The organism is Kribbella sp. NPDC049227, assembly GCF_043197265.1.
Lineage (GTDB): Bacteria > Actinomycetota > Actinomycetes > Propionibacteriales > Kribbellaceae > Kribbella.
On record NZ_JBICST010000001.1, the window covers coordinates 1188433 to 1215340 of the forward strand.

Annotated in this window: 28 protein-coding genes and 1 pseudogene; 6 read left to right on the forward strand and 23 right to left on the reverse strand. The window is 69.0% G+C overall.

Annotation, left to right across the window (positions count from 1 at the left end):
• Nucleotides 1-10: 10 nt before the first annotated feature.
• Both ACGFH6_RS05970 and ACGFH6_RS05975 read right to left on the reverse strand, forming a co-directional pair.
• Nucleotides 11-1303, reverse strand: a pseudogene (locus ACGFH6_RS05970) (PH domain-containing protein); the annotation flags it as partial.
• Nucleotides 1291-1779: a PH domain-containing protein gene (locus tag ACGFH6_RS05975; RefSeq protein ID WP_393380866.1), complete on the reverse strand. Its 489-nt coding sequence runs from the start codon at nucleotides 1777-1779 to the stop codon at nucleotides 1291-1293. The pseudogene ACGFH6_RS05970 and the gene ACGFH6_RS05975, both read right to left, overlap by 13 nt.
• 25 nt (nucleotides 1780-1804) lie before the next feature.
• On the opposite strand from ACGFH6_RS05975, the gene ACGFH6_RS05980 reads away from it, so the two are divergent.
• On the forward strand, nucleotides 1805-3010 hold the full coding sequence (locus tag ACGFH6_RS05980; protein ID WP_393380868.1) for an NADH-quinone oxidoreductase subunit D: 1206 nt from the start codon (nucleotides 1805-1807) through the stop codon (nucleotides 3008-3010).
• Nucleotides 3011-3043: 33 nt separating this feature from the next.
• Here the strand turns inward: ACGFH6_RS05980 and ACGFH6_RS05985 are convergent, their stop codons facing one another.
• The 15 genes from ACGFH6_RS05985 to dacB form a co-directional block, all read right to left on the reverse strand.
• Nucleotides 3044-3826 (reverse strand): inositol monophosphatase family protein, encoded by a 783-nt coding sequence (locus tag ACGFH6_RS05985; RefSeq protein WP_393380870.1) that lies wholly within the window; start codon nucleotides 3824-3826, stop codon nucleotides 3044-3046.
• Nucleotides 3827-3886: 60 nt separating this feature from the next.
• Nucleotides 3887-4282, reverse strand: coding sequence for a hypothetical protein (locus tag ACGFH6_RS05990; protein ID WP_393380872.1), 396 nt, complete (start codon nucleotides 4280-4282; stop codon nucleotides 3887-3889).
• A 43-nt stretch (nucleotides 4283-4325) separates the two neighbouring features.
• A complete protein-coding gene (locus ACGFH6_RS05995; protein WP_393380873.1) occupies nucleotides 4326-4766 on the reverse strand; it encodes a hypothetical protein in 441 nt (146 codons plus the stop codon).
• A gap of 11 nt (nucleotides 4767-4777) precedes the next feature.
• Complete coding sequence (locus tag ACGFH6_RS06000; RefSeq protein WP_393380874.1) at nucleotides 4778-5293, reverse strand: DUF3180 domain-containing protein; 516 nt, start codon at nucleotides 5291-5293, stop codon at nucleotides 4778-4780.
• Nucleotides 5293-5850, reverse strand: a complete 558-nt coding sequence (gene folK, locus ACGFH6_RS06005) for a 2-amino-4-hydroxy-6-hydroxymethyldihydropteridine diphosphokinase (protein ID WP_393380876.1) — start codon at nucleotides 5848-5850, stop codon at nucleotides 5293-5295. The genes ACGFH6_RS06000 and folK overlap by 1 nt, the downstream gene beginning before the upstream one ends.
• Complete coding sequence (folB, locus tag ACGFH6_RS06010) at nucleotides 5847-6239, reverse strand: dihydroneopterin aldolase (RefSeq protein ID WP_360449872.1); 393 nt, start codon at nucleotides 6237-6239, stop codon at nucleotides 5847-5849. Before folB ends, folK begins: the two co-directional genes overlap by 4 nt.
• Nucleotides 6236-6721 (reverse strand): nuclear transport factor 2 family protein, encoded by a 486-nt coding sequence (locus ACGFH6_RS06015; protein ID WP_360449875.1) that lies wholly within the window; start codon nucleotides 6719-6721, stop codon nucleotides 6236-6238. The genes folB and ACGFH6_RS06015 overlap by 4 nt, the downstream gene beginning before the upstream one ends.
• Complete coding sequence (gene folP / locus ACGFH6_RS06020; protein ID WP_131513139.1) at nucleotides 6718-7515, reverse strand: dihydropteroate synthase; 798 nt, start codon at nucleotides 7513-7515, stop codon at nucleotides 6718-6720. The genes ACGFH6_RS06015 and folP overlap by 4 nt, the downstream gene beginning before the upstream one ends.
• Nucleotides 7516-7632: 117 nt before the next feature.
• Nucleotides 7633-8757 (reverse strand): S1 family peptidase, encoded by a 1125-nt coding sequence (locus tag ACGFH6_RS06025; RefSeq protein WP_393380878.1) that lies wholly within the window; start codon nucleotides 8755-8757, stop codon nucleotides 7633-7635.
• 572 nt (nucleotides 8758-9329) lie between these two features.
• Nucleotides 9330-9902, reverse strand: coding sequence for a GTP cyclohydrolase I FolE (gene folE / locus ACGFH6_RS06030; RefSeq protein WP_393380879.1), 573 nt, complete (start codon nucleotides 9900-9902; stop codon nucleotides 9330-9332).
• 64 nt (nucleotides 9903-9966) lie between these two features.
• Complete coding sequence (ftsH, locus tag ACGFH6_RS06035) at nucleotides 9967-12003, reverse strand: ATP-dependent zinc metalloprotease FtsH (protein ID WP_360449880.1); 2037 nt, start codon at nucleotides 12001-12003, stop codon at nucleotides 9967-9969.
• Between the two features lie 172 nt (nucleotides 12004-12175).
• A complete protein-coding gene (gene hpt / locus ACGFH6_RS06040) occupies nucleotides 12176-12727 on the reverse strand; it encodes a hypoxanthine phosphoribosyltransferase (RefSeq protein ID WP_360449883.1) in 552 nt (183 codons plus the stop codon).
• 4 nt (nucleotides 12728-12731) lie between these two features.
• Nucleotides 12732-13796: a tRNA lysidine(34) synthetase TilS gene (gene tilS, locus ACGFH6_RS06045; protein WP_393380881.1), complete on the reverse strand. Its 1065-nt coding sequence runs from the start codon at nucleotides 13794-13796 to the stop codon at nucleotides 12732-12734.
• Nucleotides 13768-14862 (reverse strand): zinc-dependent metalloprotease, encoded by a 1095-nt coding sequence (locus tag ACGFH6_RS06050; protein WP_360449888.1) that lies wholly within the window; start codon nucleotides 14860-14862, stop codon nucleotides 13768-13770. The genes tilS and ACGFH6_RS06050 overlap by 29 nt, the downstream gene beginning before the upstream one ends.
• A gap of 51 nt (nucleotides 14863-14913) precedes the next feature.
• On the reverse strand, nucleotides 14914-16275 hold the full coding sequence (gene dacB, locus ACGFH6_RS06055; RefSeq protein ID WP_393380883.1) for a D-alanyl-D-alanine carboxypeptidase/D-alanyl-D-alanine-endopeptidase: 1362 nt from the start codon (nucleotides 16273-16275) through the stop codon (nucleotides 14914-14916).
• A gap of 50 nt (nucleotides 16276-16325) precedes the next feature.
• Between dacB and ACGFH6_RS06060 the strand changes: the two genes are divergently transcribed.
• Nucleotides 16326-16814, forward strand: a complete 489-nt coding sequence (locus ACGFH6_RS06060; protein WP_393380884.1) for an inorganic diphosphatase — start codon at nucleotides 16326-16328, stop codon at nucleotides 16812-16814.
• A 30-nt stretch (nucleotides 16815-16844) separates the two neighbouring features.
• Here the strand turns inward: ACGFH6_RS06060 and ACGFH6_RS06065 are convergent, their stop codons facing one another.
• The gene (locus ACGFH6_RS06065; protein ID WP_393380885.1) at nucleotides 16845-17276 is read right to left on the reverse strand and encodes a MarR family winged helix-turn-helix transcriptional regulator; all 432 of its coding nucleotides are present in this window, start codon (nucleotides 17274-17276) and stop codon (nucleotides 16845-16847) included.
• An 88-nt stretch (nucleotides 17277-17364) separates the two neighbouring features.
• Here ACGFH6_RS06065 and ACGFH6_RS06070 point away from each other — a divergent pair, with 88 nt between their 5' ends.
• From ACGFH6_RS06070 to ACGFH6_RS06080, 3 genes are read left to right on the forward strand one after another with little or no spacing between them, the layout of a single operon-like run.
• Entirely contained in the window at nucleotides 17365-18327 is a 963-nt protein-coding gene (locus tag ACGFH6_RS06070) for a zinc-binding alcohol dehydrogenase family protein (RefSeq protein ID WP_393380886.1), read from the forward strand.
• 19 nt (nucleotides 18328-18346) lie between these two features.
• Complete coding sequence (locus tag ACGFH6_RS06075; protein WP_393380888.1) at nucleotides 18347-19237, forward strand: LysR family transcriptional regulator; 891 nt, start codon at nucleotides 18347-18349, stop codon at nucleotides 19235-19237.
• 44 nt (nucleotides 19238-19281) lie between these two features.
• Nucleotides 19282-19995, forward strand: coding sequence for an SDR family oxidoreductase (locus tag ACGFH6_RS06080; RefSeq protein ID WP_393380889.1), 714 nt, complete (start codon nucleotides 19282-19284; stop codon nucleotides 19993-19995).
• 43 nt (nucleotides 19996-20038) lie between these two features.
• On the opposite strand, the gene ACGFH6_RS06085 is transcribed toward ACGFH6_RS06080, so the two are convergent.
• From ACGFH6_RS06085 to ACGFH6_RS06100, 4 genes are all read right to left on the reverse strand, one after another.
• The gene (locus ACGFH6_RS06085; RefSeq protein WP_393380891.1) at nucleotides 20039-21439 is read right to left on the reverse strand and encodes a C40 family peptidase; all 1401 of its coding nucleotides are present in this window, start codon (nucleotides 21437-21439) and stop codon (nucleotides 20039-20041) included.
• A gap of 260 nt (nucleotides 21440-21699) precedes the next feature.
• A complete protein-coding gene (locus tag ACGFH6_RS06090) occupies nucleotides 21700-22512 on the reverse strand; it encodes an endonuclease/exonuclease/phosphatase family protein (RefSeq protein WP_393380893.1) in 813 nt (270 codons plus the stop codon).
• Nucleotides 22513-22575: 63 nt separating this feature from the next.
• Nucleotides 22576-23661 carry a WD40/YVTN/BNR-like repeat-containing protein gene (locus tag ACGFH6_RS06095; RefSeq protein ID WP_393380894.1) on the reverse strand — a complete coding sequence of 362 codons (1086 nt, stop codon included), beginning with the start codon at nucleotides 23659-23661 and terminating at the stop codon, nucleotides 22576-22578.
• A gap of 22 nt (nucleotides 23662-23683) precedes the next feature.
• Nucleotides 23684-24955, reverse strand: a complete 1272-nt coding sequence (locus tag ACGFH6_RS06100; RefSeq protein ID WP_393380896.1) for an RICIN domain-containing protein — start codon at nucleotides 24953-24955, stop codon at nucleotides 23684-23686.
• Nucleotides 24956-25117: 162 nt separating this feature from the next.
• Here ACGFH6_RS06100 and ACGFH6_RS06105 point away from each other — a divergent pair, with 162 nt between their 5' ends.
• Complete coding sequence (locus ACGFH6_RS06105) at nucleotides 25118-26002, forward strand: bile acid:sodium symporter family protein (RefSeq protein WP_393380898.1); 885 nt, start codon at nucleotides 25118-25120, stop codon at nucleotides 26000-26002.
• Here ACGFH6_RS06105 and ACGFH6_RS06110 read toward each other — a convergent pair.
• Entirely contained in the window at nucleotides 25978-26823 is an 846-nt protein-coding gene (locus tag ACGFH6_RS06110) for a helix-turn-helix transcriptional regulator (protein ID WP_393380900.1), read from the reverse strand. The two genes, ACGFH6_RS06105 and ACGFH6_RS06110, sit on opposite strands and share 25 nt — an antisense overlap.
• Nucleotides 26824-26908 lie beyond the last annotated feature (85 nt).

Sequence of the window (26908 nt, forward strand, 5' to 3'; positions counted from 1 at the left end):
GCGCTGCCGCCTCGGACTGGTCGCGGTGGAGAGCTACGGCGTCGGTTGGTCCGAGAGGCGTGTCTACGTGGACGTTGGCGAGGCCCAGGCGGCGCTGGAGCGGGCCCTGTTGCAGTCGCACGGACTGGGTCTTGTGGTGCAGCACGATCGACGTACGGCGGCTGACCCAGCCGCGGACCGTGACGAGCACCTGGTCGTCGGCGCCGTACGCGAGGTAGCGCCAGCCGATAGGGCGCAGCCACTTGGCGCGTTCCGGGGCGCGACGCATGTCGATGCGCGACAAGTCGAAGCCGGGCAGGACCCGTGCGAGTACGCCGGCCACCTCGACCCGCTCGCCGACCGGCAGGAGCTGCGCGCCCTCGCGGTCGCTCTCGCCCTCGTCCTTGTTGCCCGCCACACCGGCGATGTCCAGCTCCACCCGAGACCAGCCCAGCAGACGCCAGATGAGCGGCTCGGTGATCAGCAGGCCCTGCACCCGGCCCGGCGGCACGGTCTGCCGCTGGACGTCGAACAGGCCGCGCTTGGTGCGCAGACCGTGGTCGCTCTCCGAGAGGGTGAAGCCGTGGTTGCCGACGACCTGCTTCCAGATCGGCTGCACCACACCGAGGAGCAGCGGCAGACCGGCGAACAGACCGATGTGAAAGTTCAGCACGGTCGCTGCGGCGATCAACCAGACCAGACCACCCGCGCTCGCAAGGACTGTGGACGACAGCAGGGTCGCACCGAGCAGACGGCCGGTCGGGACCACCAGCAACGGCTCCAACTCGACCCGGGCGGTCTGCTGTTCGGCGACCTGCTGACCCTTCGCCCTCACCAGCAGAGTCGTGCGCAGCCTGCCGGCCTCCTCGTACGCGAAGTAGCTGAGCTTGCCGTCGCTCTTGCCGCCACCCGCGACGTCCATCCGCAGCTCGGCCATCCCGAACAGGCGGGCGACGAACGGCTGCGCCACATCGATCGCCTGGATCCGGTCGAACCGGATGATCCGGGTACGCCGGAACAGGAACCCGCTGTCGACCCGGATCGCATCGTCGGTCAGCTGCCACTTGGTGAACCACCAGGACAGTGAGCCCAGCAGGATGCCGCCGACCAGCACCGCGGCCAGTCCGATGCCCGCGATGGTCAGATTGCTCCGCAGACCCTCGTTGTTGACCAGCGCGAACGCCGCGACGACGAAGTACCCCCAGCCCTTCACGAACGGCGTGAGGGGGTGGAGGCGGGCGCCGGTCTGCTCAGTCACCGGCGGTCGTACCCCCGCTGTCTGCTGCCTGGGCGGGCCGGGCGTCGGCTCGGTCACAGGCCCCACGCCTGCGCCTGGCCGAGCGCCGACAGGCGGTCACGGAGCCGACCGGCTTCGTCGGGATGCAGACCGGGGATCTTGGCGTCCGTCGCCGGCGTGGCCGTGTGCAGCTCCACCGTGGCGATCCCGTACGCCCGCTCCAGTGGGCCAGCGGCCACGTCCACGAACTGCATCCGCCCGTACGGGACCACCACCAGCTCGCGGAACATGATCCCGTGGCTGACCAGCAGTTCGTCCTCGCGCTCGGCGTACTTCCAGGACCGCTGGTTGCGCCCGATCAGGACCCACGCCCAGACGAACCCGGCCGCCGCCACCAGCAGCGCGAGGACGCCGTACAGCCAGCCCACGGTCATCCCGAGCACGATCAGCAGCACGACTCCGACCACGCCGGCGGTGATCCCCGCGTTCAGCCGGCGGACCGCGGCCAGCTTCGGCGAGACCGGCGTCCAGCTGACATCCGAGGGTGCGAAGAGGTCATCCACACACCCAGCCTGTCACGATAGAGGCATGAGTACGGAACGAGTCGTGGGAATCGGCGCGGGTGCGGCTGGATTCGACCCTGCGTACGAGCGGGGTGGGACCGGGATCGGCTCGGAGCTGGCGACCACCGACATGGTGCTCAACATCGGGCCGCAGCACCCCGCGACGCACGGCGTACTGCGGCTGCGGCTGACCCTGGACGGCGAGCGGATCGTCGGCTGCGAGCCGATCATCGGCTACATGCACCGCGGCGCGGAGAAGCTGTTCGAGGTGCGCGACTACCGGCAGATCATCGTGCTGGCGAACCGGCACGACTGGCTGTCCGCGTTCGCCAACGAACTCGGCGTGGTGATAGCGGTCGAGCGGATGATGGGTCTCGAGGTGCCGGTCCGCGCGGTCTGGCTGCGCACCTTGCTGGCCGAGCTGAACCGGATCCTGAACCACCTGATGTTCCTCGGCTCGTACCCGCTCGAGCTCGGCGCGATCACCCCGGTCTTCTACGCGTTCCGCGAGCGGGAGACGCTGCAGGCGGTGATGGAGGAGCTGTCCGGCGGCCGGATGCACTACATGTTCAACCGCGTCGGCGGCCTGAAGGAGGACCTCCCGTACGGCTGGCTAGGCCGCGCGTCGGCCGCCTCGGTCGCGGTCCGCAAGCGGCTGCCCGACATCGAGGACATCATCCTCGGCAACGAGATCTTCCGCGCCCGCACCGTCGGCGTCGGCAAGCTCGCGCCCGAACTGATCGCGCAGTACGGCGTCTCCGGCCCGATCGCCCGCGCCTCCGGCGTCGACGCCGACCTCCGCCGCGACGAGCCGTACCTCGGGTACGACGAACTCCTGCGGGACGGCGTACTCCGGGTCGTCACCCGCCCGGAGGGCGACTGCTTCGCGCGGTTCTCGGTCCTGCTGGAGCAGGTGAAGGTGTCGCTGGATCTCGTCGACGCGTGCATCGACAAGCTGTCGTCTCTGCCGGCCGGGCCGGTCAACGTGCGGCTGCCGAAGATCCTGAAGGTGCCGGAGGGCCAGACGTACGCCTGGACCGAGAGCCCACTCGGCATCAACGGCTACTACCTGGTGTCCCGCGGCGACAAGACACCGTGGCGGCTCAAGCTGCGGTCAGCCAGCTTCAACAACATCTCCGCCCTGCCCGCGCTGCTCCCGGGCACCGTGATCCCGGACATGATCGCCATCCTCGGCAGCATGTTCTTCGTCGTCGGCGACATCGACAAATAGTCCGAAGACACGCTCCGCGACCGCCGGCCGGGATCAGCCGACGGACTGAGCGATCAGCTCGAGCAGCGGGTCGGCGAGGGCTGCGGAGACGGCGAAGGTGCCGCGGGATTCGGGTGCGTGCTGCGAGCCGTCGAGGTCGAGTACGACGACGCCGGCCTCGCGGCAGATGGCGACACCGGCCATGGTGTCCCAGGGTTTGTTGGAGAACATGATCGTCGCGTCGAAGTGGCCGGCCGCGGTCCAGGTCAGCGCGGTGGCCGCCGTACCGATCATCCGGATCCGCTGGGCTCGCGGGTAGAGAAGCTGGGTCAGAGCCAGCCGCTCGGCATTCACCCGGTCGGCGTCCGGCCCGACCGCATAGTCGCCCACGGCAACCAATGCGTCACTCAGGTCCGCGCACTCGCTGCCCCGGATGGGCTTTCCGTTGCAGGTCGCACCGTGACCCTCGGCCGCGGCGTACCGGGTCCCGAGCGCGGGATGGTCGATCACGCCAGCCACCGCCCGTCCCTCGTGGATCAGCCCGAGCGAGATCCCCCACAGCGGAACGCCGTGGATGAAGTTCACCGTCCCGTCGATCGGATCGAGCACCCATCGGGTCCCGTCCGTCGCGCCGCCTTCCTCCTCGCCGAGTACGCCGATCTCCGGCGTCTCCCGCTCGAGGAACGCACGCACCTCCCGCTCCACCGCGAAGTCGACCTCGGACGCCATGTCCCGATCACCCTTGGACGTGAGCACCCCAGGCGCCTGGGAGTCGGTCACCACCCGCCCGCGATCGACAGCAGCTTCGGCAACCTTCAGCAGTTCAGCGAGATCCACACCCCAGAACCTACGTGGGATCACCGGCTCCCGGCTCCTCCAGGTCCACCACCCGGTCGCTCAGGCGATCCCCGGCGCCCTCCGCCGGCGCCGCCAGGCCGCCGCGGCGGCGACCGCACCGATCGCCAACGCCCCGGCACCCGCCGCCTGCCCGATCTTGATCGGACAACCCGACCCGCACGACGGGATCGGATACGGCTGCCCGGGATTCAGCTCGTGCGTCTCGTTGGCGGCGACGTACGCCTCTGTGGCCGGGAACGGCCAGCCCTCCGCGCTCAGCAGGCGGTACCAGTCCTCGTCCTCCCACGCCTTCCGCCGGCAGGTCACATTCACCGATGCCGACTCGAACGGCGGCGGGCCCAACTGCCCGATCGGCAGGTGATCCTCGTTGAAGACCGTGACGTGCCCGTTCGGATCGTTCATCGTCACCGCCGGATAGTTCGCATCCAGCCCCATAGCCATCCCTCCCCACACCGAAGTATGGGCCGGGAGGTCTGTCTCAGGAAGCGGCCAGGCCCCGGAGTTTGAGGTCGACGACGGTGGGGGCGTCGGCCTGGGAGTGTTTGTCGCCGGCGGCAACGACCGTGGCGACCTCCTGGTCGATCTTGTCCAGGCGCTGGTCGATCTTGTCGAGCCGGCGCTGCATCAGGTCGACGAACTCGGCGTTCTCGACCACCCGCGCGCTGGTGATCCGGGAGTACTCCTGCGCCACCTGGGCGCGTTCGTCGGAATGGGCCAGCCGCTCGACCAGCAACTGATGGCGGAACAGCACCGAGGCGGCGATCGCGATCACGACGGCGCCCGCGGCGGCAGCCCGGAGAATCCAGGCATTCTGGGAGAAGAGCGCGACACTCACGCTCAGGCAGACAACGATCAGCAGACCGTTGGCAACGGTGAGAACTGTGGTCCTGGTTCGACGGCGGCTACCCCTTGACCCCATGGACCGCCATGTTAGGGGGTCTCGTCCGGGTCCTCGGGAATACGACACGCGCGTTCGAGCAACAATCCGGCCGTGACGACCAGCACTGAGACCACCGCCGCGGCACCGGCCATGATCACTCGGTTGCGCGGCCCCGAAGCACTCACCGCGTCCAGGAAGCTTAACGCGAACCCTGCGTAAACCCCGGTGCACAACGCGCCGACGAAGGCGCTCGCCTTCGCGATCAGCAGCAGGAACACCGCCCGCGACGGCTCGATCCGTTCGCGCCGGACCTGGATCCGCTGGTGGGTGTTGCGGGCCGCCATGAACAGCAGCGCGGCCAGGAACGTCCAGGCGATCAGCGTCAGCCAGGAGACCGCGGGCGCGACCCCGCCGCCGGACTCGATCGCCTTGACCATGGTCACGCCGATCGCCGCCCCGAGGACCGCGATCGCGATCAGCAACCGGCGTGAGGTCGGCCGGACCGAGCCCGGGCGCGGCGGCTCTTTGCCGGGCGCCTGGTTGGGCTCTGGACCGCCGGATGCCACTACTGGAGCTCGATGTCGAGCTTGGTCACGCCCTCGGTGCCGACCTTCGCGAGCAGTTCGGCGACCGGGCCGCGCCCCGGCAGCACCGCGTCCCGCTCGATGTCGAGCCACGGCGCCAGGACGAACGCCCGCTCGTGCGCCCGCGGGTGCGGGATGGTCAGCTCCTCGGACTCGATCTCCTTCGTGCCGTAGGTGATCAGGTCGACGTCCAGCGTCCGCGGTGCACCCGGCACGCTGCGCTCCCGGCCGAACGCCTGCTCGATCGCGTGCGCGCGGTCGAGCAACAGGTCCACGGCCAGGGTGCTGTCGGCGAGCAGGACGACGTTGAGGTACGGGCCGGACTCGTCGGGTCCGCCGATCGGCTGGGTCTCGTAGACCGGGGAGACGTCGACCACCACGACGTCCGGGGTGTCCCGCAGCGCATCGACCGCGCCCTGCAGGTTCGCCTCACGGTCGCCGAGATTGCTCCCGAGCGACAGGATCACCTGGCGGATCGGCTTGAGGCCACCGCTCAGGGTGTCCGCGTCAATGACGTGGGGACTTGGGGTCTCAGTCACGAGGATTCTCCGGCTCTGCGCTGCACGGTCAGGACAACGTCGTCGAACGGCACCGTGATCGGCGCCGAGGGTTTGTGGATGGTCACCGCGGTCGCTGTCACCCGCCGGTCGGCGAGGCACAGATCCGCGATGCGCTGGGCGAGGGTCTCGATCAGGTCCACCGGGTCGGTCTCGATCGCATGGTGCACCCGCTCGGCCACGACCCCGTAGTTCACGGTGTCGGCCAGGTCGTCGGAGGCCGCGGCGGGACGGGTGTCCAGCTCCAGCCGGACGTCCACGACGAACTCCTGCCCGTCGGCCCGCTCGTGCTCGAACACCCCGTGGCGCCCGAAACCGCGGATGCCACGAATCTCGATCACGTCAGGCAAGGACGATGCGGGACCGCTCATTCCGCCTCCTCCTGTCGGCCCCCAGACGACGACAGTACCGGTGAGGCATGGTGGATCCACAACCGCCAGCCTGAGGAAGTTTTCCGGAAGACGTTCGTGGCCAGCGCCTTACCGCCCGCGAACCCTTCCTCCGGGGCTCCTTCACCCGACGACAGGACATTCTCCGTACACGTGACGTAGGCCACGTCTTCATCCACCCGGACCTGGACATCGGTGAGAAAGAACTGGATGTACGGCGTATTGGCGAAGATCATCGCCCAGGCGCGCATCATTTCGGCGTACCCCGAGATCGCCGCGTTGCCGGGATGGATGCAGACCGGATCGGGATCCGGCAGCCAGACCGCCGCCATCAGATCCAGGTCGCCGGCCTCGAACGCGTTGTAGAACGCGGTGTTCGCGTTCAGCACGACGTCCTCCACCGTCGCACCGCGCGCACCGTCTCCTCCCGCGCTCCGGCGCGGACCGCCCGGTCCGTCCGTCATACCGTTCCCCATCTCTTCGCCACCCGGACCGCGTCCGCGCTCGGCGCCACCGCGTGGGCCCGGACACACCAGGCTCCCGCGGCGGCGGCCAGGGCGGATACAGCCGCGCTCGCATCGTCTCGTCGTACGGCCGGTCTGGGTTCACCGGTCTGCTCGTCGGCGAGCAGCCTACCGAGGAACGCCTTCCGGGACGCACCGATGAGCAACGGCCGGCCCAGTACGCCGAATTCCCGTAATCGGCGAAGAACTTCCCAGTTGTGGTCCGCGTTCTTCGCGAACCCGAGACCGGGATCCAGTGCCACCCTGCCCAGATCCACGCCGGCGGACCGGATCGCGTCGACGCGTTGGCCGAGCTCCGCGATCACCTCGGCGACCACATCGTCGTACTCCGCCCTGTTCTGCATGTCGATGGAGTGTCCACGCCAATGCATGCAGACATACGGCGTACGACGCTCCGCCACCAGGGGAAGCATGTCCGGATCGGCCTGGCCGCCGGACACGTCGTTGATCATCACCGCGCCCGCGTCGAGGGCGAGGGCGGCGACGCCGGCCCGCATGGTGTCGACCGAGATCAGGGCACCGTCGGCCGCGAGCGCCTCGATCACCGGCAGCACCCGGCGGATCTCCTCCTCGGGCGCGGGCCGCTCGGCGCCCGGCCGGGTCGACTCGCCACCGACGTCGAGCAGGTCGGCGCCGTCGGCCAGCAACTCCCGGCCGTGCTTGATCGCCGCGGCCGGCTCGAACCACTCGCCGCCGTCGGAGAAGGAATCCGGGGTCACGTTGACAACACCCATCACGAGACACCGGTCCAGGACCGGCAGCCCGTCGACGTGCACCCGCAAACCATCACTCACCAGACCACCGTAGTGGCCGTCACCCCCAGCCGCGGAACCAGCCGGGCATCAGCCGCCTCAGCTCAGCACGAGGCGCGACTGGGTCGCCTGCAGGGCCTCGCCGATCGGTTGCGAGTACGACTCGTTGGTCTGACCGGTCTTCTCCAGGCACTGGCCGTTGATCAGGGCCGCGCCGCTGGTGATGCCTTGGGCGTAGTTGCCGGTCATGTTGGCCCCGCCGGAGTCACCGGCCTCGACGCAGGCGGTGTGCTGGAACAGACCCTTGACGATCCTGTTGCTGCCGTAGTTGACCGTCACGTTGCGGGCGACGATCCGGCCGCAGGTCCAGCCGGTGCTCTTGCCCGACTTGCACAGCGTGGATCCGACGGTCGCGTTGGCGATCCCCTTGACCGAGACGTTGCCGGCGCCCCAGCCCTCGACGTACCCCTGCTGGTCCCAGCCCTCGATCACGCCGACGCTGCCGAAGTCGTTGCCCGGGAAGCTCGACGTGCGGGTGTTGCCGAGCACGTAGCCGTTCCGGGAGAACGACGGCTTGCCGGCGGTGCAGTGGCCCGCGGTGAGGAAGATCCTGGTGCCCTTGCTGGTGCGGGCGTTGAAGCCGAGGGAGCAGACGTACCCGGTGTTCTTGTCCACCTGGAGGCCGCCGCGCAGGCCGAAGTCGTCCGCGGTGGTGGACACCTGGCCGGGCGCGGACCGGATCGTCACGCGGTCGCCGTTCGCCTTGGCGCGGTCGAGGAAGCGCTGGGTGATCAGGTCGCGCGCGCCCCGGGGGACGGTGACGACCACGGTGCCCGAGAGGGGATCGACGTACCAGGACCGGACCTTGCCGGCGCTCGAGCTGCTGGCCAGCCGGTTCAGCTCGGACTGGACCGCGTTCAGCTGGTCGGCGGTGAAGCGGACCAGCCGCGGGATCGCACCCGCCGCGCGGACCAGGTCGGCGGTGGCGAGATCGGACACGGCGACGACCAGCTCACCAGCCTCGTCGTAGTAGCTGCCGACTGCCCGCGACCCGAGCTCGGTCTCGAGGGCGTCGGCGACCACCGGAGACTTGGCGGTCAACTCTCCGGGCTTCACCCCCGACGGCTCCGAGTCCGCGGTGGCCCAGTTCGCCGCGACCAGCCCGGCCGCCGTCAGTACGACGGCACCGGCGAGTGCGGCGCCGACCCGGAAACGCCCCGACATCCTTGTCCTCCTCACGCCGGCATCCGGTCCTCGTCGACCGAACGCTACTACGGAAAGTAAACGCTCAGCGACAGAATGTCCACAGACATCGGCTTCCAAACTCCAACGAGCCACCAGCCACGGAGGCTACGGCCGGGCGCGGACCACCGGGCAGTTCGTGGGGACCGCGGACAGGATGTGGGTACCGACCTGTCCCGCGGTCCTGTCCTGAGGTGTGGGTCCGGGTTCGGTGGGGATGGCGGCGTGCAGATGGACAGGTGGTGTCCGGCCGACAGGTAGTGCATTCGAGCGCACGTGCGTTCTGTGTACGGTGTATCGCAGGTGCACTACCTGTTGGTCCGTACACCACCGACCGCCCGCTCACTCCCCGCGGGCATTTGACCGGATATCCCCTCGAGTGACGGGTTGTCTGCCCGAATACGAGGAGACAAGGGACGATCCCAGGGGTTGTCCCTTCGAATGGCCGTCGGCAGGCGCACCCCACGAGCCGGCAGGTGCACCCACGGGCCGGCGGGTACACCGACGGGCCGGCTGGCGACCGGGTCAGGTGACGACCAGCAGGCGGGCGTGGATCAGCCGACGATCAGGCTCATGGCCTCGGCGCGGGTGACCGGATTGCGGAGTTGGCCGCGGACTGCCGACGTGATGGTCTTGGCGCCCGGTTTGCGGACGCCGCGCATGGTCATGCACAGGTGCTCGCACTCGATCACCACGATCACGCCGCGCGGCTCGAGCAGCTCGACCAGCGAGTCGGCGACCTGCGTGGTCAGCCGCTCCTGGACCTGCGGGCGCTTGGCGTAGACATCGACCAGCCGGGCCAGCTTGGACAGCCCGGTGATCCGTCCGTCGCGGCTCGGGATGTAGCCGACATGGGCCACGCCGGTGAACGGGACCAGGTGGTGCTCACACAGGCTCCAGACCTCGATGCCCTTCACCAGGACCATCTCGTCGTGGCCGATGTCGAACGTCGTCGTCAGCACGTCCTCGGCCCGCTGGCCCAGTCCGCCGGTGATCTCGGCGTACGAGCGCGCCACCCGGGCCGGGGTATCCAGCAGGCCGTCGCGGTCCGGGTCCTCGCCGATCGCGATCAGCAACTCCCGGACGGCCCGCTCGGCCCGTGCGTGGTCGAACTTCGGTGACGTCATTCAGCCACCTTAGACAGCAGCAGCGCCGCCACCCGGAGGGGTGGCGGCGCTGCTGGACTTCAGGTCAGTCCTTCGGCGACGGCGGGGTCGGGCCGCTGCCGTAGGTCGGCGGCTTGACGGCCTCGTCCGGGCCGACCGCACCGCCCGGCAGGACGTCGGACAGCGAGCCGTTCTGCTCGCCGCGGGTCGGCACCGGCATCACCGGCGGCTGGTCCGACGGCACCCGGGTGGACGAGCCTGTCCAGGCCGGCCGCCGCTCGCGCTTCTGCACCGGCGCGAAGACCCTGGCGATCTCGTGCTTGTCGAGGGTCTCCTTCTCCAGCAGCTCCTCGACCAGGTGGTCCAGCACCGCGCGGTTCTCGACCAGGATGTCGAACGCCTCCTGGTGTGCGTTCAGGATCAGCTTGCCGACCTCTTCGTCGACCGCCGCGGCGATCTCCTCGGAGTAGTTGCGCTGGCTGCCCAGGTCGCGGCCCAGGAACGGCTCGCCGCTGTCCTGGCCGAACTTGATCGCGCCGAGCCGCTCGGTCATGCCGTACTGCGTGACCATCGCGCGAGCCAGTGCGGTCGCCTTCTCGATGTCGTTGCTGGCGCCGGTGGTCGGGTCGTGGAAGACCATCTCCTCGGCCGCACGGCCACCGAGCATGTAGGCCAGTTTGTCCAGCATCTCGGACCGGGTGGTCGAGTACTTGTCCTCGTCCGGCATCACCATCGTGTAGCCGAGGGCCCGGCCACGCGGCAGGATCGTCACCTTCTGCACCGGGTCGGAGTGCGGCAGCGCCGCGGCGACCAGGGCGTGCCCGCCCTCGTGGTACGCCGTCAGCACCTTCTCCTTGTCCGACATCAGCCGGCTGCGGCGCTGCGGACCGGCGATGACACGGTCGATCGCCTCGTCCAGACCACGGTTGTCGATCACCTGCTGGTTGTTCCGGGCGGTGAGCAGCGCGGCCTCGTTCAGCACGTTGGCCAGGTCCGCACCGGTGAAGCCCGGCGTACGACGGGCGACCGCCGTCAGGTCCACATCCGGCGCCATCGGCTTGCCACGTGCGTGCACCCTCAGGATCTGCTCGCGACCCGGCAGGTCCGGCGCGTCGACGGCGATCTGCCGGTCGAAGCGGCCCGGCCGCAGCAAGGCCGGGTCGAGCACGTCGGGCCGGTTGGTGGCCGCGATCAGGATCACACCGCCGCGGACGTCGAAGCCGTCCATCTCGACCAGCAACTGGTTCAGCGTCTGCTCGCGCTCGTCGTGACCACCGCCGAGGCCCGCACCACGGTGCCGGCCGACGGCGTCGATCTCGTCGATGAACACGATCGCCGGGGCGTTCGTCTTGGCCTGCTCGAACAGGTCGCGGACCCGGGAGGCACCGACACCGACGAACATCTCGACGAAGTCCGAACCGGAGATCGAGTAGAACGGCACACCGGCCTCACCGGCGACCGCACGGGCCAGCAGGGTCTTACCGGTACCGGGCTGGCCGTACAGCAGCACGCCCTTCGGGATCTTCGCCCCGACCGCCTGGAACTTCCCTGGTTCCTGCAGGAACTCCTTGATCTCGCCGAGTTCCTCGATCGCCTCGTCGCAGCCGGCCACGTCCGCGAAGGTCGTCTTCGGGGTGTCCTTGGTGATCAGCTTGGCCTTCGACTTCGCGAAGCTCATCACCCGGGAGCCGCCACCCTGCATCGAGTTCATCAAGAAGATGAACACGACCGCGATCAGCAGGAACGGGATCAGCGTGGAGAACACCTGGCCGATGAAGCTCGGCTTCGGGTTCTCGACGTCGTACCGCTCGATCTTGCCGTCCTGGAACAGGGACTGCAGGTCGTTGCCGAGGGTGTTGGCCTGGCCGTCGACCCAGTGCGCCCGGACCTTGGTCCCGTCGGTCTTCTCGACCCGGATCTCCTGGTCGGGGTCGATCAGAGTCACCGACTTGATCGACTTGTCGGACGAGGACTTGGCCTGCTGGATCAGCTGGACCACCTGGCCGGTGGGCTCGGTCTTGTACCCGGTCGAGCCGGTCAGGAGCTGTCCGATCACCAGTACGCCCAAGAAGGCGACGACGATCCAGAACAGGGGTCCGCGGAAGATACGCTTCACGTCCATGATCGAGGCCTACGCCCCGTCCCTCCTAGCTCGGCAGGCCCGGGTATGCGGGCTTGAGACGGTAACACCAGTCCAAGTGTCTCGTGTCGCACAAGACAACACATAACGAGGGTCACCAAGACGGCGTGACCCCGTTGTACAGGCTGTCACCAAGTCTGCCCCGAAGGACGGATCAGGAGTAGACGTGCGGGGCCAGCGTCGCCACGCAACGCAGGTTCCGGTACTTCTCCGCGTAGTCCAGGCCATAACCGACCACGAACTCGTCCGGGAGCTCCAGTCCGACGTACTTGACCGGGACCCGCATCTTGGCCGCGTCCGGCTTCACGAACGCCGTGCACAGCTCCAGCGAGGCCGGTTTCCGTGACTCCAGGTTACTGACCAGCCAGCTCAGCGTCAGCCCGGTGTCGATGATGTCCTCGACGATCAGCACATGCCGGTTCGTGATGTCGGTGTCCAGGTCCTTCTGGATCCGGACCACCCCGGACGACTTGGTGCCCGAGCCGTACGATGAGATGGCCATCCAGTCCATCTCCACGTGCCGGCTGAACGACCGGGCCAGGTCGGCCATCACCATCACCGCGCCCCGCAGGACGCCGACCATCAGCAGGTCCTTGCCCTCGTAGTCCTGCTCGATCCGCGCCGCGAGCTCGCGCAGCTTCGCCAGGATCTGGTCCTCGGTGTAGTGGACCTTGCTCAGGTCCTTCTCGATGTCCGCGGCATCCACGCGGTCAGCCTGTCACACCTTCGCCCAACACGATGAATCCGCCCCTGCGCACCGCCCGGACCCCTTGTGGCAGATCGATCCACCGCTGTCCACGCCATGCGGTCACCAGCGCGTCGACGGCCGCGATGTGCCCCGCGGTGAGGTCCGTGGCCCGGCAGCCCGCTTCCAGGGCCGCCTGACGCAGGGCCCTGGTCCGGATCGCCGCCGGCTCGCCCTCGAGCATCCCGATGTCGCACACCACTTCGTCGTCGGTACGCCGGAGTGCGGTCTCCGCGAGGTCCGCCGCGAGCACGTCCAGCGCATCCGCGTCAGCCCGGAGCAACCCCGCCGTACGGGCGAGTGCCTCGACCACACCAGGCCCCAGCGCCTCCTCGAGGACCGGCAGGACCTCGTGCCGCACACGGACCCGGGTGTACTGCGGATCGTCGTTGTGCGGGTCGTGCCACGGCCGGAGCCCCGACGCGATGCACGCGGCCGCCGTGGTGGCTCGAGGAACCTCCAGGAACGGCCTTCTGAGCAGTCCGGCGACCGGAGCCATGCCCGCGAGCGACCGAGCGCCCGAGCCGCGCCCCAGCCCCAAGAGAACAGTCTCGGCCTGGTCGTCCCGCGTGTGAGCCAGCAGTACGACGTCCGCCCCGGATTCGTCGGCCGCGTCACGAAGAGCGTCGTACCGCGCCGCCCGGGCAGCGGCCTCCGGACCGCCGTCGGCGCCGACCTCTACCGGATGCACGTGGACCGGGTCGAGCCCCAGGGTGCGGCACTGTGTGGCGGCGGTCTCCGCGACGTGGGCGGAGTCGACCTGGAGCCCATGGTCGACGATGACCGCACCAGCACGGAGCTCCAGCTTCGGAGCCTCGAAGGCGGTCGCGGCCGCGAGGGCCAGCGAGTCCGTTCCGCCGGAGCAGGCGACCAGAACGGTCGTGCCCTTGGGCAGCTCGGCCAGCATGGTCCGCACTGCCTCCCGCGTGCGTGCGACGGCGGGGTGCAGCTTCCCTCTCCGGCGCTCGACCAGATCGTCGGCAGCCGATCCGCCCGGTGGCTCAGCCGTGGAGCCGGCTGACCCAGGCATCCGGATTCGCGATCTCGTGCTTGGTCGGCAGCGTGTTCGGCCCGGTCCAGACGCGGTTGAACCCGTCCATCCCGACCTGCTCGACCACGCGGCGTACGAACGCGGCGCCGTCCTTGTACTGCCGCAGCTTGGCGTCCAGGCCGAGCAGCCGCTTCAGCAACTGGTCCACCGGGTTGCCGCTCTGCCGGCGCGACGTGAACTTGGAGCGGATGGCGTCCACGGTCGGGATCACCGACGGCCCGACGCCGTCCATCACGAAGTCGGCATGGCCCTCGAGCAGGGACATGACCGCGGTCAGCCGGTCCAGCACCGCACGCTGCTCCGGCGACTGCATCAGGTCGACCAGGCTCAGCTCGGCCTCACCGCGGACCGAGCGGCCCAGCCGCTGCACCGCCTCGCGGAACATCGCGGCGTACGCCGACGCGTCCAGCTCGGCCTGGTCGAGGAACAACGCGATCTCCGACCGCAGGTGGTCCCGCAGCCACGGGACCGCGGTGAACTGCACCCGGTGCGTCTCCTCGTGCAGGCACACCCACAACCTGAAGTCCCGCGGTACGACGCCCAGCTCGGACTCCACGTGCATGACGTTCGGCGCGACCAGCAGCAACCGGCCGGTCAGACCCGGCCGGTCCGGGTCGGGCTCGGACGGGTAGAACGGGTCGAACTGCCCGAGCACGCGGGACGAGAGGAAGGCCAGCAGCGCGCCGGCCTCGATCGCGGTCACCCGCGAGCCGACCGCGGAGGACAACCCACCGGTCCGCTCGGCCTTCTCGCGCAGCTTGTCGGCCAGTGGCTGCAGCACGGTCCGGAAGCCGTCCGCGTTCGCCTGCACCCAGCCGGGCCGGTCCACGATCACCACCGGCGCGGTCGCCGAGGTGGCCTCCAGCTTGGTGAACTCCCGGACGTGGTGCTCGGAGTCGGCCGCGAACTGCCGCAGCTCGGCCACCACCTGATCCGCCTCCGCGCGGCTGACCGCCGGTCCGGGCCGCAGCAGCTTGCGAGCCACTCCCGTTGCCAGCTGCCAGTCGACCATCTCGGCCGCGGTCTCACCTTCCGCCGTACTCATGTTTCTGACCCTAGTCGCATGTCCCAATATGCGTCTGCTGATCGGTCCGGCTCAGACCGCGCATCCGCAGTTGGCCAGCGCGGCAGCTGCCCGGTCGAGCGCGGCCCGCGCGTCGAGGGTCTTGGGCACCGGAACACTGTCGGTGGCCACCGCGAACACGAGCAGGGTGCCGGTGCGGTCGCGGACCAGACCGGCCAGGCTGTGGACTCCGGTCAGCGTGCCGGTCTTCGCACGGACCAGTCCGGTCCCGCTGGCTGTGCCTGCTCCGGTGAAGCGCTCCTCGAGGCTTCCGCTGAATCCTGCGACCGGCAGCCCGGTCAGCAAGTGCCGCAGCTCCGGGTGCTCGGTGGAGACCGCGGCCCGGATCGCACCGGCCAGCAGCTCCAGCGGCACGTGGTTGCCCCGAGACAGCCCGCTGCCGTCGAGGATCCGGGCGTTGCTGACATCCAGACCGAGCTTCGTCAGCGTCGCCCGTACGCCCTTGACCCCACCGGCGTACGAGCCGCCGTTCTTGGTGGCCAGTCCGACCTGCCGCAGCAGCACCTCGGCTCCGTCGTTGTCGCTGTGCAGGTTCACGTACTCGACGATCTGGCCGACCGTCGGCGACTGCACCTGTGCGACGGTCTTGGCCGCAGCGGGAGCGACGGCCGCCTTGAGGGCCGGCGCCACCTGGATGCCGGCCGCACGCAACTGCGCGGCGAAGGCGGTGGCCGCCGCCTGCGACGGGGAGTCGGCCCGCTTCGCCATCCCCGGGGACAGACGGCCCTCGTTCACCCACAGCGCGGACGTCCGGGCCGCGATGCCTTCGGTGGTGTAGTTCGGCTCCCAGTTCGCGTTGGCCGCGGGCCCGGTGAACAGTGAGGCGTCGTACCCGAGAGTGACGCTCCGGATGCCTTGCGCCTTGAGTGCCTTCGCCGTACCGGCCGCCAGGTCCTGCAGGGATGCGCGGATCGGGAAGTCGGTCGGGTCACTGGACCGCTTGGTGGCGAGCAGCGGGTCGCCGCCGCCGACGAGGATCAGGGAGCTACCGGCTCCACTGACGACCTTCGTGGTGAACCTGTGGTCCGGTCCGAGGGTCTCCAGCGCGGAAACCGTCGTCAGCAGCTTCATCGTCGACGCCGGGACGTACGGCGTCGCCGCGCCCGCCGAGTACACCGCCTTGCCGCGGGAGGCGTCGTACACGTAGATCCCGCGGTGCTTGCCCAGCGCCGGGTCCTTGAGGATCGGCGCCAGCACCTTCTGGACGCCGGCCGCGGTCGGCGCGACGCCCTCGGCCTTGGCAGGTGCCAGCACGGCCGGCGCCTGCTGTGCTGCCTGGACAGATCCGGGTACGGCGTCCGCTCCGCCCGCCAGGCTCACGCAGAGCGCTGTGGCGAGCAGCGTGACGAACACCGCACGGGGAGGACGGGGCACCGGGCTGCTCCTGTCAGTTGGTCGGTCCGAACCGTGACAGTATCTGCCGTATGGAGTTCGACGTCTTCATCGAGATCCCCAAGGGCACGCGCAACAAGTACGAGCTGGACCACAAGACGGGCCGGCTCCGGCTGGACCGGACCCTCTTCACGGCCACCCAGTATCCGGCCGACTACGGGTTCATCGAGGAGACCCTCGGTCAGGACGGCGACCCGCTGGACGCGATGGTGCTGCTGCCCGAGCCGACGTTCCCCGGCTGCCTGATCAAGGCGCGCGCGATCGGCATGTTCCGGATGACCGACGAGAAGGGGCCGGACGACAAGGTCCTCTGTGTCCCGGCCGGCGACCCGCGCCAGGAGCACCTGCGCGACATCCACCACGTGCCCGAGTTCGACCGGCTGGAGATCCAGCACTTCTTCGAGGTCTACAAGGACCTCGAGCCCGGCAAGTCCGTCGAAGGCGCCACCTGGGCCGGCCGGACCGAGGCCGAAGCCGAGATCACCGCGTCCTTCGAGCGCCTGAAGACCGAAGCCCACTGATCCGTCCCGCCGGCCGGGATTCCCGGCGGTTCACTCGGCGGTCAGCCGACGGAGCAGGCCGAGCAGGGTCTTGCGTTCGGTCGCACTGAGCGGCTCCAGCAACTCCGTCTCGGCGGCCGCGATCAGCTCGTCCATCGCGAGCAGTTGCTTGTCCCCCGCGGGCGTGATCGCCACGATCTTCCGGCGCCGGTCCGCGGGGTCCACCCGGCGTTCGACGTACTTGAGCTCTTCCAGTTCGTCGAGCAGAGTGACGAGATCGCTGCGGTCGAACCCGATCCGGTCGGCCAGCGTCGCCTGAGCACCCTCGCCGTCGTCGGCCAGGCTCGCGAGCACGTGGTAGTGCAACGTGCGTACGCCGGCCTCCGTCATGTGCTGCCGGACCAGGCGCTGCGCCTGCTGGCTCGACCGGCCGAGCGCCCACAGCACCCGGTCGGCCAGACGATGGGTCGGCGACTTCTTCACCCGAACAACTCTATTGGCAGCCGTCACGTCCGGCGTTATCGTGGGACTCTCCTATTATTTATAACTCCCACGATTTGGAGACAAACCCATGCGCGCAGTGCGCTACCACGAGTACGGCGGCCCCGAGGTCCTGCGGCTCGAGGAGGTCGCCGTACCCGAGCCCGCCGCCGGTCAGGTCCTGGTCGAGGTCGAGGCCATCGGCTCCAACGCCATCGACGCCGTTCTCCGCCGCGGCAACACTCCTTGGGACCGACCGCTTCCCGCCCGGCTCACCGGTGATGTCGTCGGCCGCATCACCGCGCTCGGTCCGGACACCTCCGGTCTGGCTGTCGGCGATCGCGTGGGCGGCCTGTCCGAGGACGCGTTCGCCGAGTACGCCGTCCTCGACACGGACTTCATCGCACCGATCCCCGACCACGCCGACGCGGGCGAAGCCACGATGATGTCGATGACGGCGCCGCTCGCCCTGCGCCTGCTGGAAACCGGCCGCATCCCGGTCGGTGGCTCTGTACTGATCCAGTCCGCGGCCGGCACCATCGGCCACCTCGCCGTCCAGTTGGCCAGGTCGTTCCGCCCGGCGACGATCATCGGTACAGCGTCGTCCGCGGCGCGCCTGGATTTCATCCGCTCGCTCGGCGCCGAGGCTGTCGACCTGACCGACCCCGAGTGGCCGGCGCAGGTCCGCAAGTTCGCACCCGACGGCGTGAACACCGCCCTCGACGCCGTCGGCGGAACAGTCTTCGACCAGAGCCTCGAGCTGATCAAACCGCTCGGCACGATGATCACGTACGGCGGTATCAGCGGTGCTCTCCCGACGATTCCCGCCAGCAGCCTGTTCGGCCTCCGGTCGGTCACCGGCGTCTCGGTGATGGGCTGGCGCCTGGCCAATCCGGACGGGGCCCGCGCCGACATCGCCGAGGTCACCCGCCGCTGGCAGTCCGGCGACCTGCGCCCGGTCGTCCACGCCACCGTCCCACTGGCCGAGGTCGTCGACCTGCACCGAACCCTCGACGCCCGCGCCAACCTCGGAAGACTCATCGCCAAGCCCTGAACCGTTCTAGAGTTGACGGGTGGAGCTTCGGCAGATGCGGTACTTCGTGGGCGTCGCGGAGGCACTGCATTTCGGCCGCGCCGCCGAGCGGCTGTACATCTCCACGCCGACACTGAGCCAGCAGATCAAGCAACTCGAACGTGAGGTCGGCGCCACGCTGCTGATCCGGCACAGCCGTGGCGTCGAGCTCACGCCCGCCGGCCAGGTCTTCCTGGCCCGCGCCCGCGAGACGATCCAGGCGGCCGGTCTGGCACTGAAGGACACCCGCCGGGCCGCCGGCCTGGACGAACCCGTACTCCGGCTCGGCCTGCTCAACGGCATCCCGGGATGGTTGCCCGCGGCCCTCGAACAGCTCGCCACCGAACGCTTCCCGAACAGCACGGTCACCCTGGAGGCCGGCACGACCACCGATCAGGTCCGGATGCTCACCGCGGGCGAGATCGACCTCGGCCTGGTCCGCACACCCTTGACGTTGCCTGCAGCAATGACGTCGGAGCACCTGGCCGAGGAGGAGCTCGGCGTACTGCTGGCGGCCTCGCACCCACTCGCGTCCAGCGCCGAGCTCACCCTCGACGACCTCGCCGGACTGGAGCTGATCTGGATCCCCCGCGCCGCCGCACCGGAGTTCTACGACGACGCCCTCCGCCGACTCGGCGACCGGATCAGGCTCAGCGACATCAGCATGAGCCACTCCCAGCTCCGCTCCGCCCTGCTCGTGCGTCGGGACGCGATCAGCCTCGGCTCCCGCCGCGCCGCGACGCCCGACGTGGTGTGGCGACCGTTGTGCGGCCGCCCGCTGATCGCCCGGTACGCCGCGATCTGGCGGACCGACTCGCACAACCCGGTGCTCCGGGCCATGACCGTTAGCCCGGGCCTAACGGTAGTTAGGCAACAAGTCGTGGAAGCCTGACTCCCGCGCTGGTTGGCTCGAAGTCAACCAGCGAAGGAGAAAGAGTGCAGTCAACAGAACATGTCGTGATCGTCGGCGGAGGCTCCGGAATGGGCCGCGCGCTCGCCGCGGAATTGGTTGCCCAAGGCAGCGAAGTGACCGTCGCCGGCCGCTCCACCTACAGACTCGACGCAGTACGCAGGGAACTCGGCGTACGGACCGTTGCCGTGGACATCGGTGTCGAGGAGGACATCGAGCGGCTCTTCGCGACCACCGGCAAGGTCAGCCACATCGTCACCACCGCCGCCGACGTCAGCGGCGCCTACCAGCCGATCAGCGAGTACGACGTGAACGCGGCACGATCCGCGGTCGACTCCAAGTTGTTCGGCCCGTTGCTGCTCGCCAAGCACGGCGCACCGGCACTCGAACCGGGCGGCTCGATCGTGTTCACCTCGGGCATCGCGGCGTACCGGCCCGGGCCGAGGGCGTCGCTGGTCGCCGCACTCAACGGCGCACTCGCGTCACTCGCTTCGGCACTCGCCGTCGAGCTGGCTCCGGTCCGCGTCAACGCGGTGTCCCCCGGCTGGGTGGACACCCCGATCTGGCAGGACGTCGCCGGCGACGCGGCCGCGGACACCTTGGCCGCGATGGCCGCCCGCCTCCCGGCCGGCCGGATCGGCCGGACCAAGGACATCGCGGACGCGATCATCGCCCTGCTGCGCAATGGATTCATCACTGGCACCGTCCTGCACGCCGACGGCGGACACCGGCTGGTCTAGAGAGTGAAGGTCCCCGGCACCTGATGGTTGCCGGGGACACCTGTCAGGGGCGGCCGAAGAAGTCCGGCGGCTCCCAGTAGTAGACGCTGTCGATCTGCACCGGCTTGCCGGTCCGCGGTGCGTGGATCATCCGGCCGTCGCCGAGGTACATCGCGACGTGGTGGATGGTGCCGGGGTCGTCCGGGTTGACCGACCAGAAGATCAGGTCGCCGGGCCGCAACTCGTCCTCGTCGATGCGCCGGACCTGCTCGTACTGCGCGACGCTGTAGTGCGGCAACTGGACGCCGGCCCGCTTCCAGGCGCCCATCATCAGTCCGGAGCAGTCCCATCGCGACGGCCCGGTCCCGCCCCACAGGTACATGTCGCCGAGCTGCGAGAGCGCGAAGTCGATCGCCGCCTGAGCGCCCTTGCGGGAGCCGCCGTTGTTGCCCCGGCTGGGCCGGTCCGGCTTGTGCTTCGGCGGCTTCTTGCTGTGGTTCTTCTTCGCCTCTTCCCGCTCCTGGCGTTCCTCCCGCGCCTCCTCGGCCGCTTCCCGGGCCCGCTCAGCCGCTTCCCGGGCCCGCTCGGCGGCCTCCCGGGCGGCGATCTTGCGGCGCAGTTCGGCAGCCTTCTTCGCGGCGAGAGCGGCGGCTCGCTGGCGCGCAAGCTCCTCGAGTCCCCGCTGCCGCTGGGCGGCCACCTGGATCGATGTGTTCTGCAGAACGGCGAGCTGGGCGATCGCCTGCTTGCGCTGGACGCCCATTGCGGTCACCGCCGCGGCCTGCGCAGCCTCCGCGGCCTCGGCCGCCTTCTTCGCCGCGGCGGCCTCGTCGGTCGCCTTCTTCACCTTGGCGACCGCCTGGTCGGCCTGCACCTTGAACAGATTCGTGACGACCTGGCTCGCCGTATACCGCAGGTACGACCCCTGCATCGCGGTCGACACCGAGCGCGCCGCGCCGGCCGAGTCGAGCAGCTCCTGCGGTCCCGCGGCGGTGAACAGCGGCGCGATCTTCGCTACGTCGCCACCACCCTGGTACGACGCCGCGGCGAACCGGCCGATCTGCTGTCGCTGGGTCGTCAGTGTCTTCTGCGCCTTGGCCGCACGGGCCGCCGCGGCGGCCGCCTCGGTCTTGGCCAGCTGCAACTTGTAGACAGCGCCGTTGTAAGCCTCGTCCGCGATCCCCGACGCGACACCCAGTTGCTCGAGCCGCGCGCTGGCCGCGGAGAGCTGCTGCTCGATCCCGGCCACCTGGCCGGCCTTAGCGGCGGCGGCCTGCTTGGCCTTCTCGACCGCGGCTTTCGACGGAATCACGGGCGGCTTCGGTTTGGCGGCTTCGGCCTGGATCGGGTTGACGGCCATCGAGCCGGCCAGACAGACCGCGAGCACCCCGGAGAGCAGCGCCCTGCCGGTCTTCCCAGTGCCCGCGACCCGTCCGCCGGACCTGGCCCGCGAGGGGGTCCGCATCAGGTCGTTCCTTCCGCCGGTCACGAACCCCTTCCCCAGGGTTCGTGAACTTTTGGTCCTTCTGGACCTCATACGTGACACTAGTTGCCTGCAGCCCCATTGGGAACAGCTTTCACACAAGTAACTTTGTTTCACCTGCGTGTCGGCTTGACAAACTACAAGCTTGTAATTTCATACGAGCCGTAGTCGAGCCGCTGCTGGGAGCACGAAAACGGCGCCCACCGGCCGAGGCCGATGGACGCCGTAGGGGTCTGGGGCGGTCAGTGCAGGGTGAACGAGGCCAGCACCGGTAGGTGGTCGGAGGCTGGGGTGACCGGGACCGACGCCTTCGTCGGCACCAGCTGCGGACTGTGCAGCTGGAAGTCGATCCGCTTGGTCGGGTTGCCGGCCTCGATCGTGTAGCCCGGGCCGACTCCCACGTCGGTCCAGGTGTCGTTCAGTACGGCGGTCAGCGTCTTGATCTCGGGCGCTTCCGGCGTCGCGTTCAGGTCGCCGACCAGCAGCGTCGGCTTGTTCGACGTACCGAGCAGCTCGACCACCTTCTGCGCCTGCTCCAGCCGCTCCGCGTTGTTGTTGCTGGTCAGGTGCGTGTTCGCGAACCGCAGTTCGGCGCCGCGGACCTTGACCGTCGCGACCGCCAGCCCGCGCTGCTCACCGGTCGGGTAGAGCGGCAGCAGGGTGTTGGTGAAGTCCTTGATCGGGTACTTCGACAGGATCGCCGTACCGTACTGGCGCCGCGGCTCGCCCGGGTTCAACGGCGGCAGGTCGAGGTTGGCGGCGTACCCGTAGTGCATGTTGAGCCGCTGCGCGAACCAGGCCGGCTGGTCGACCCAGTTGCTCCGCACGTCCCAGTGCCGGTCGACCTCCTGCAGCCCGATCACGTCGGCGTCGGACTGCTCGATCAGCTTGGCGATCCGCTCGAGGTCGAGGACGCCGTCGATGCCGGCGCCGTGGTGGATGTTGTACGTCATCACCGTCAACGGCCGGCCCGGGCGGCCGGCGGCGGGCTGCGCCGCGGCAACGGTCGGTACCACCATCAGCAGCCCCACAAGCACGGTCAGCAATTTACGCATGCACCCATCTTTCCGGAAAACCGGCGACACCCGCGCTATCAGCGAGTGTCGCCGGTGTGAACGTCAGTGCACGAGTCGCGCGACCGCGCCTTTTGCGCCGGAGGCCCAGCAGCCGGCCTGGGCGCCGTGACCGCCGCACTCGACGCTGTCGAAGCTGCCGTCGTAGAACTGCTTCCAGCTGCGCCCGCCGTCGAAGCTCACGTCGCTGCCGGACGGGCCTACCGCGATGACGGTAGCGGGCGACCAAGGCACGAAGTGCGATCCACTCCGATAACCCTTGGGCGCCTTGTCCGCGGGCACCAACTTCCAAGTGCGTCCACCGTCGTACGTGACCGATGCGGCCTTCACCGCCTCGGTCGGCTTCTCGAAGTCACCGCCGACCGCCACGCCGAACAGCGGACCGCGGAACGCGAGGCTGAAGATGCCCGCCGCCGCGCCACTGGCCATCGGCGAGTCCGAGACCTTCCAGTGCCGGCCGCCGTCGAAGGTCCGGAACACGCGCGGCCGGTCGCCGCCGCCAGTCGCGAACCAGGCCGTCCGGCCGTGTCCGGCAATCAGGCACGTCCCGCTGGCCGCGAACGCGAACTCACCGGGCAACGCAGCCGGCATCCCTTCGTTCGACTGGACCTTCCACGACTTGCCGCCGTCCGACGTCGCCGCGATCCGGAACTTGCCGTCGACCGGATCGCTCAACGCCAGGCCGTGCCGGCTGTCGTTGAAGGCGAAGCAGTCGTAGAACGCGTTCGCATCGGTGTTGCGGAACGTCTCGGTCCAGGTCTTGCCACCGTCCGCGGTCCGGTACACCCGCGAGTCCTCGCCGGTCCCGATCGACAGCACCACCGCGCGCTTCGCGTCGAACGCCTCCACGTCGCGGAACTGCAGTGCCTCCGCACCAGGCGGGCTGACGTTCTGCCAGTGCCGCCCGCCGTCGACGGTCCGCAGCACCGTCCCTTCGGACCCGCCCACCCAGGCGACATCCTTGCTGACCGCGGCCAGCCCGCGGAACTGCGCGGTACTCCCGGTCGGTGTCGCCTTCCACTGGTACGACGGCGAGTGGTGCGAGGAACCGGTGCTCGCCTGAGCCGGCACGAGCTGAGACATCAACAGCAGACCTCCTGCCGCAACAGCGGCCACACGCAGGATTCTCATGCGCGGCAACCTAGTCGATGGGTCACACCATCGTCAGCAGGAAGGACTGTGCCGTGCCTCCGTTGCAGGTGAGTTGGACGAGTTGGGTGCTGTCGGCGGTCGAGCCGTTGGGGACGGTCAGGCACTTGCTGCTGTGGCGGCTGACCAGGTGGAAGTAGCCGCTGCCTTCGGAGACGGCCTGCCACTGCTGGTTGTCTCCGTTGCTGTAGGTCCACAACTGGAGCCCGGCGTTGTCGGCGGCGGACACCCCGGTCACGTCGATCACCTTGCTCGCGTCGTTGCGGTTGTTCACCCGGGTGAAGCCGCCCGACGTGGGCTGGAACTGGAACTGCTGTGCCTGCGTGCCGTTGCAGCTGTACTGCTGGATCACCGTGCCGTTGGCGACGCCGGCGGCCCGGGCGTCGACGCATTTGCCGTTGGCCTTGTTCGAGACCTTGTACCAGACGGTCGGCGACGGCTGGTCCACCGGCGGCGTCGTACCGGCGCCGGCCAGCCATTTCAGCGCGTCCATCATGAACTGGTTCTGCGCCGGGCTGTCGAAGGTCGACGAGAGCCGGGTGTTGGTCTCGTAGTTCATCGCGTTGTGGCCGAAGTTGGCGTAGATCATCTTGTAGTTCTTGTTCGTCCAGATGATCGGGTAGTAGCCGCTGTACCAGGTCTGCGCCGGGTCGGTGCCGACCGGGAAGCTGGACGGGTCGATCGACGCCAGGATCTGGATGTTCGGGTTGTTCCGCAGGTCGTTCTGCCAGCTGTACCACTCGCTCACCGAGGACCGGAACGTCGCGCCTGTGTTCACCAGCGACGGATGCGAACGGTTCTCGGCCCTCAGTGTGACGGCGGTCGGACCCCAGGTGTTCGACTGGAACCGGCCGGTCCCGAGCAGCGTGTTGTTGAACCACGGCCAGCCGCCACTCGCGTCGTTGTACGCCGACACGTGGAAGCCGAAGAACGCGCCGCCGTTGTCCATGTACCGCTGGAACCCGGTCCGCTGCGCGTCGGTGTGCGGCGAGTCGTCCAAGAACATCACCACCTGGTACTGCGAGGCACTGAGGTTGTTCAACTGGTCCCAGTTGCTGGTCGCGGTGTAGTTGAACCCGTGCTGCGCCCCGAACTGCGGGAAGCGCTGGTTCGCCTCCTTCTCGAAGTCGATGTGCGCGGCATCCCAGGTGCCGCTGTAGAAGGCGAGCACATTGAAGTTCGCTTGAACTTGAGCGGTTGCGGTGGTCGTCAGGCCACTGAGCAGCAACGCGATGGCGAGCAGGACTGCGGGCAGGCGAAAGCGATCGGAAAGCATGGGGCGGTCCTTCCGGCGGGGCGGTGTGCATGAAATTTCAGCACTTAAATTAACTCACGACGTAAGTCCGGTAAAGGCTCTGCCGCTTCCGGAACCAACGACCTCTTGCCGCCCGCCCGGCACGCTGTCACCCTGAGCCACCGGCCCCGGAAGGAGCGCTCGATGAACGACTCCGTGCTCACCTCGGTCCTGCTGCCGATCGCGCTCGCGATCATCATGCTCGGCCTCGGCCTGACCTTGACCGTCGCCGACTTCGCCCGGGTCCTGCGGATGCCCAAGGCCGTCCTGATCGCGCTCGGGACCCAGGTGATCCTGCTCCCGCTGATCTGCTTCGGGCTGGTGACGCTGTTCGACCTCGAACCCGCGCTCGCCGCCGGCATGATGCTGCTGGCCGCCTCCCCCGGCGGCACCACCGCGAACCTCTTCAGCCACCTGGCCGGCGGCGACGTCGCCCTGAACGTCTCGCTGACCGCGGTGAACTCCGTCCTCGCGGTGATCACGCTGCCGATCGTGGTCAACCTGTCGCTCGACCACTTCCTCGGCGAGGGCCAGATCGGGCTGCAGCCCGCGAAGATGCTGCAGGTGTTCGCGATCGTGCTGGTCCCGGTCGGCATCGGCATGCTGCTACGGAACAGGTGGCCCGGGTTCGCCGAGCGGATGACCCGGCCGGTGAAGCTGGGTTCGATCCTCGTGCTGGCGCTGGTGATCTTCGCCGCCATCTACACCGAGCGCGCGAACGTCCTCGACTACATCGCGGCGGTCGGCGTGGTAGCCCTGCTGCTGAACGTCCTCAGCCTCGGAATCGGATACGTCGTACCGAAGCTTGCCCGGCTGGGTGAGCCGCAGGCGATCGCCTGCTCGATGGAGATCGGCATCCACAACGCCACCCTCGCCCTCACCATCGCGCTCAGCCCGGCGCTGCTCGACAACAGCCAGATGTCCATCCCGGTGGCGGTCTACGGCATCGTCATGTTCTTCCCGACTGCCGCGTTCGCCTACTACCTCGGCCGGCGGCGGACGGTTCAGTGGGCCGGATCGAGCGCCTGACTTCCGAGCACCGCCAGCAGTTCGAGCCTGTCCGCGCTCTCGCTCCCCGGGGTGGCGGTGAAGACCACCAGGGTCTGCTGCTGGTCCCGGTTGTCGATCACCTCGCAGTACAGTTCGAGTTCGCCGACGACCGGGTGCTGGAAGCGCTTGGTCCGGCTGTGCGCGATGCCGATCTCGTGCGCGTCCCAGAGCTCGTCGAACTCCGGACTCAGCTTCCGCAGTGCGCGGACCATCGAGGCGGCGTACGACTTGGGACCGTCCGCCGTGGCGACCGAGCGCAGCCACGAGACCAGCATCCGGCTGTGGGTGGACATCTCGGGTTCGCGGTACAGATAGCGCGAGTCGGGGTCGGCGAACCAGCGGTAGAACTCGCTCCGCGCCATGCCTTCGTAGTTGGTCTGCTCGCCGGCGAACGCGACATGCGCCGGTGTCTGCGCGAGCGTCTCGCCGCACCGGTTGACCAGCATCGCGGGCGTGTCCTGCAGCCGGTCGAGGATCCGCAGCATCCCCGGGTCGACGTGGCAGGTCCCCGTCGTCCGAGGCGGCGTACCGTGCCCTGCGAGCACGTACAGGTGGTCGCGCTCCTCCAGCGTCAGCCGCAGCGCGCGGGCGATCGAGCCCAGCATCTCGGCCGACGGCTGCGGACCCCGGCCGCCTTCGAGCCGGCTGTAGTAGTCGGCCGACATCGAGGCCAGCGCGGCGACCTCCTCGCGGCGGAGTCCCGGCGTACGACGGCGCCGGCCGCGAGGCATCCCGACATCCTCGGGTTGCAGGGCCTCGCGGCGCTTACGCAAGAAATCGGACAGGTCGGCGTACTCCATGTCTCCAGTGTCCCGGACCAGCCGCCGTTATCCACTGCTTGCCGAGCAGAGGCTGAGCCGAGCCTGGTTGCCGTCGGCATCCGAT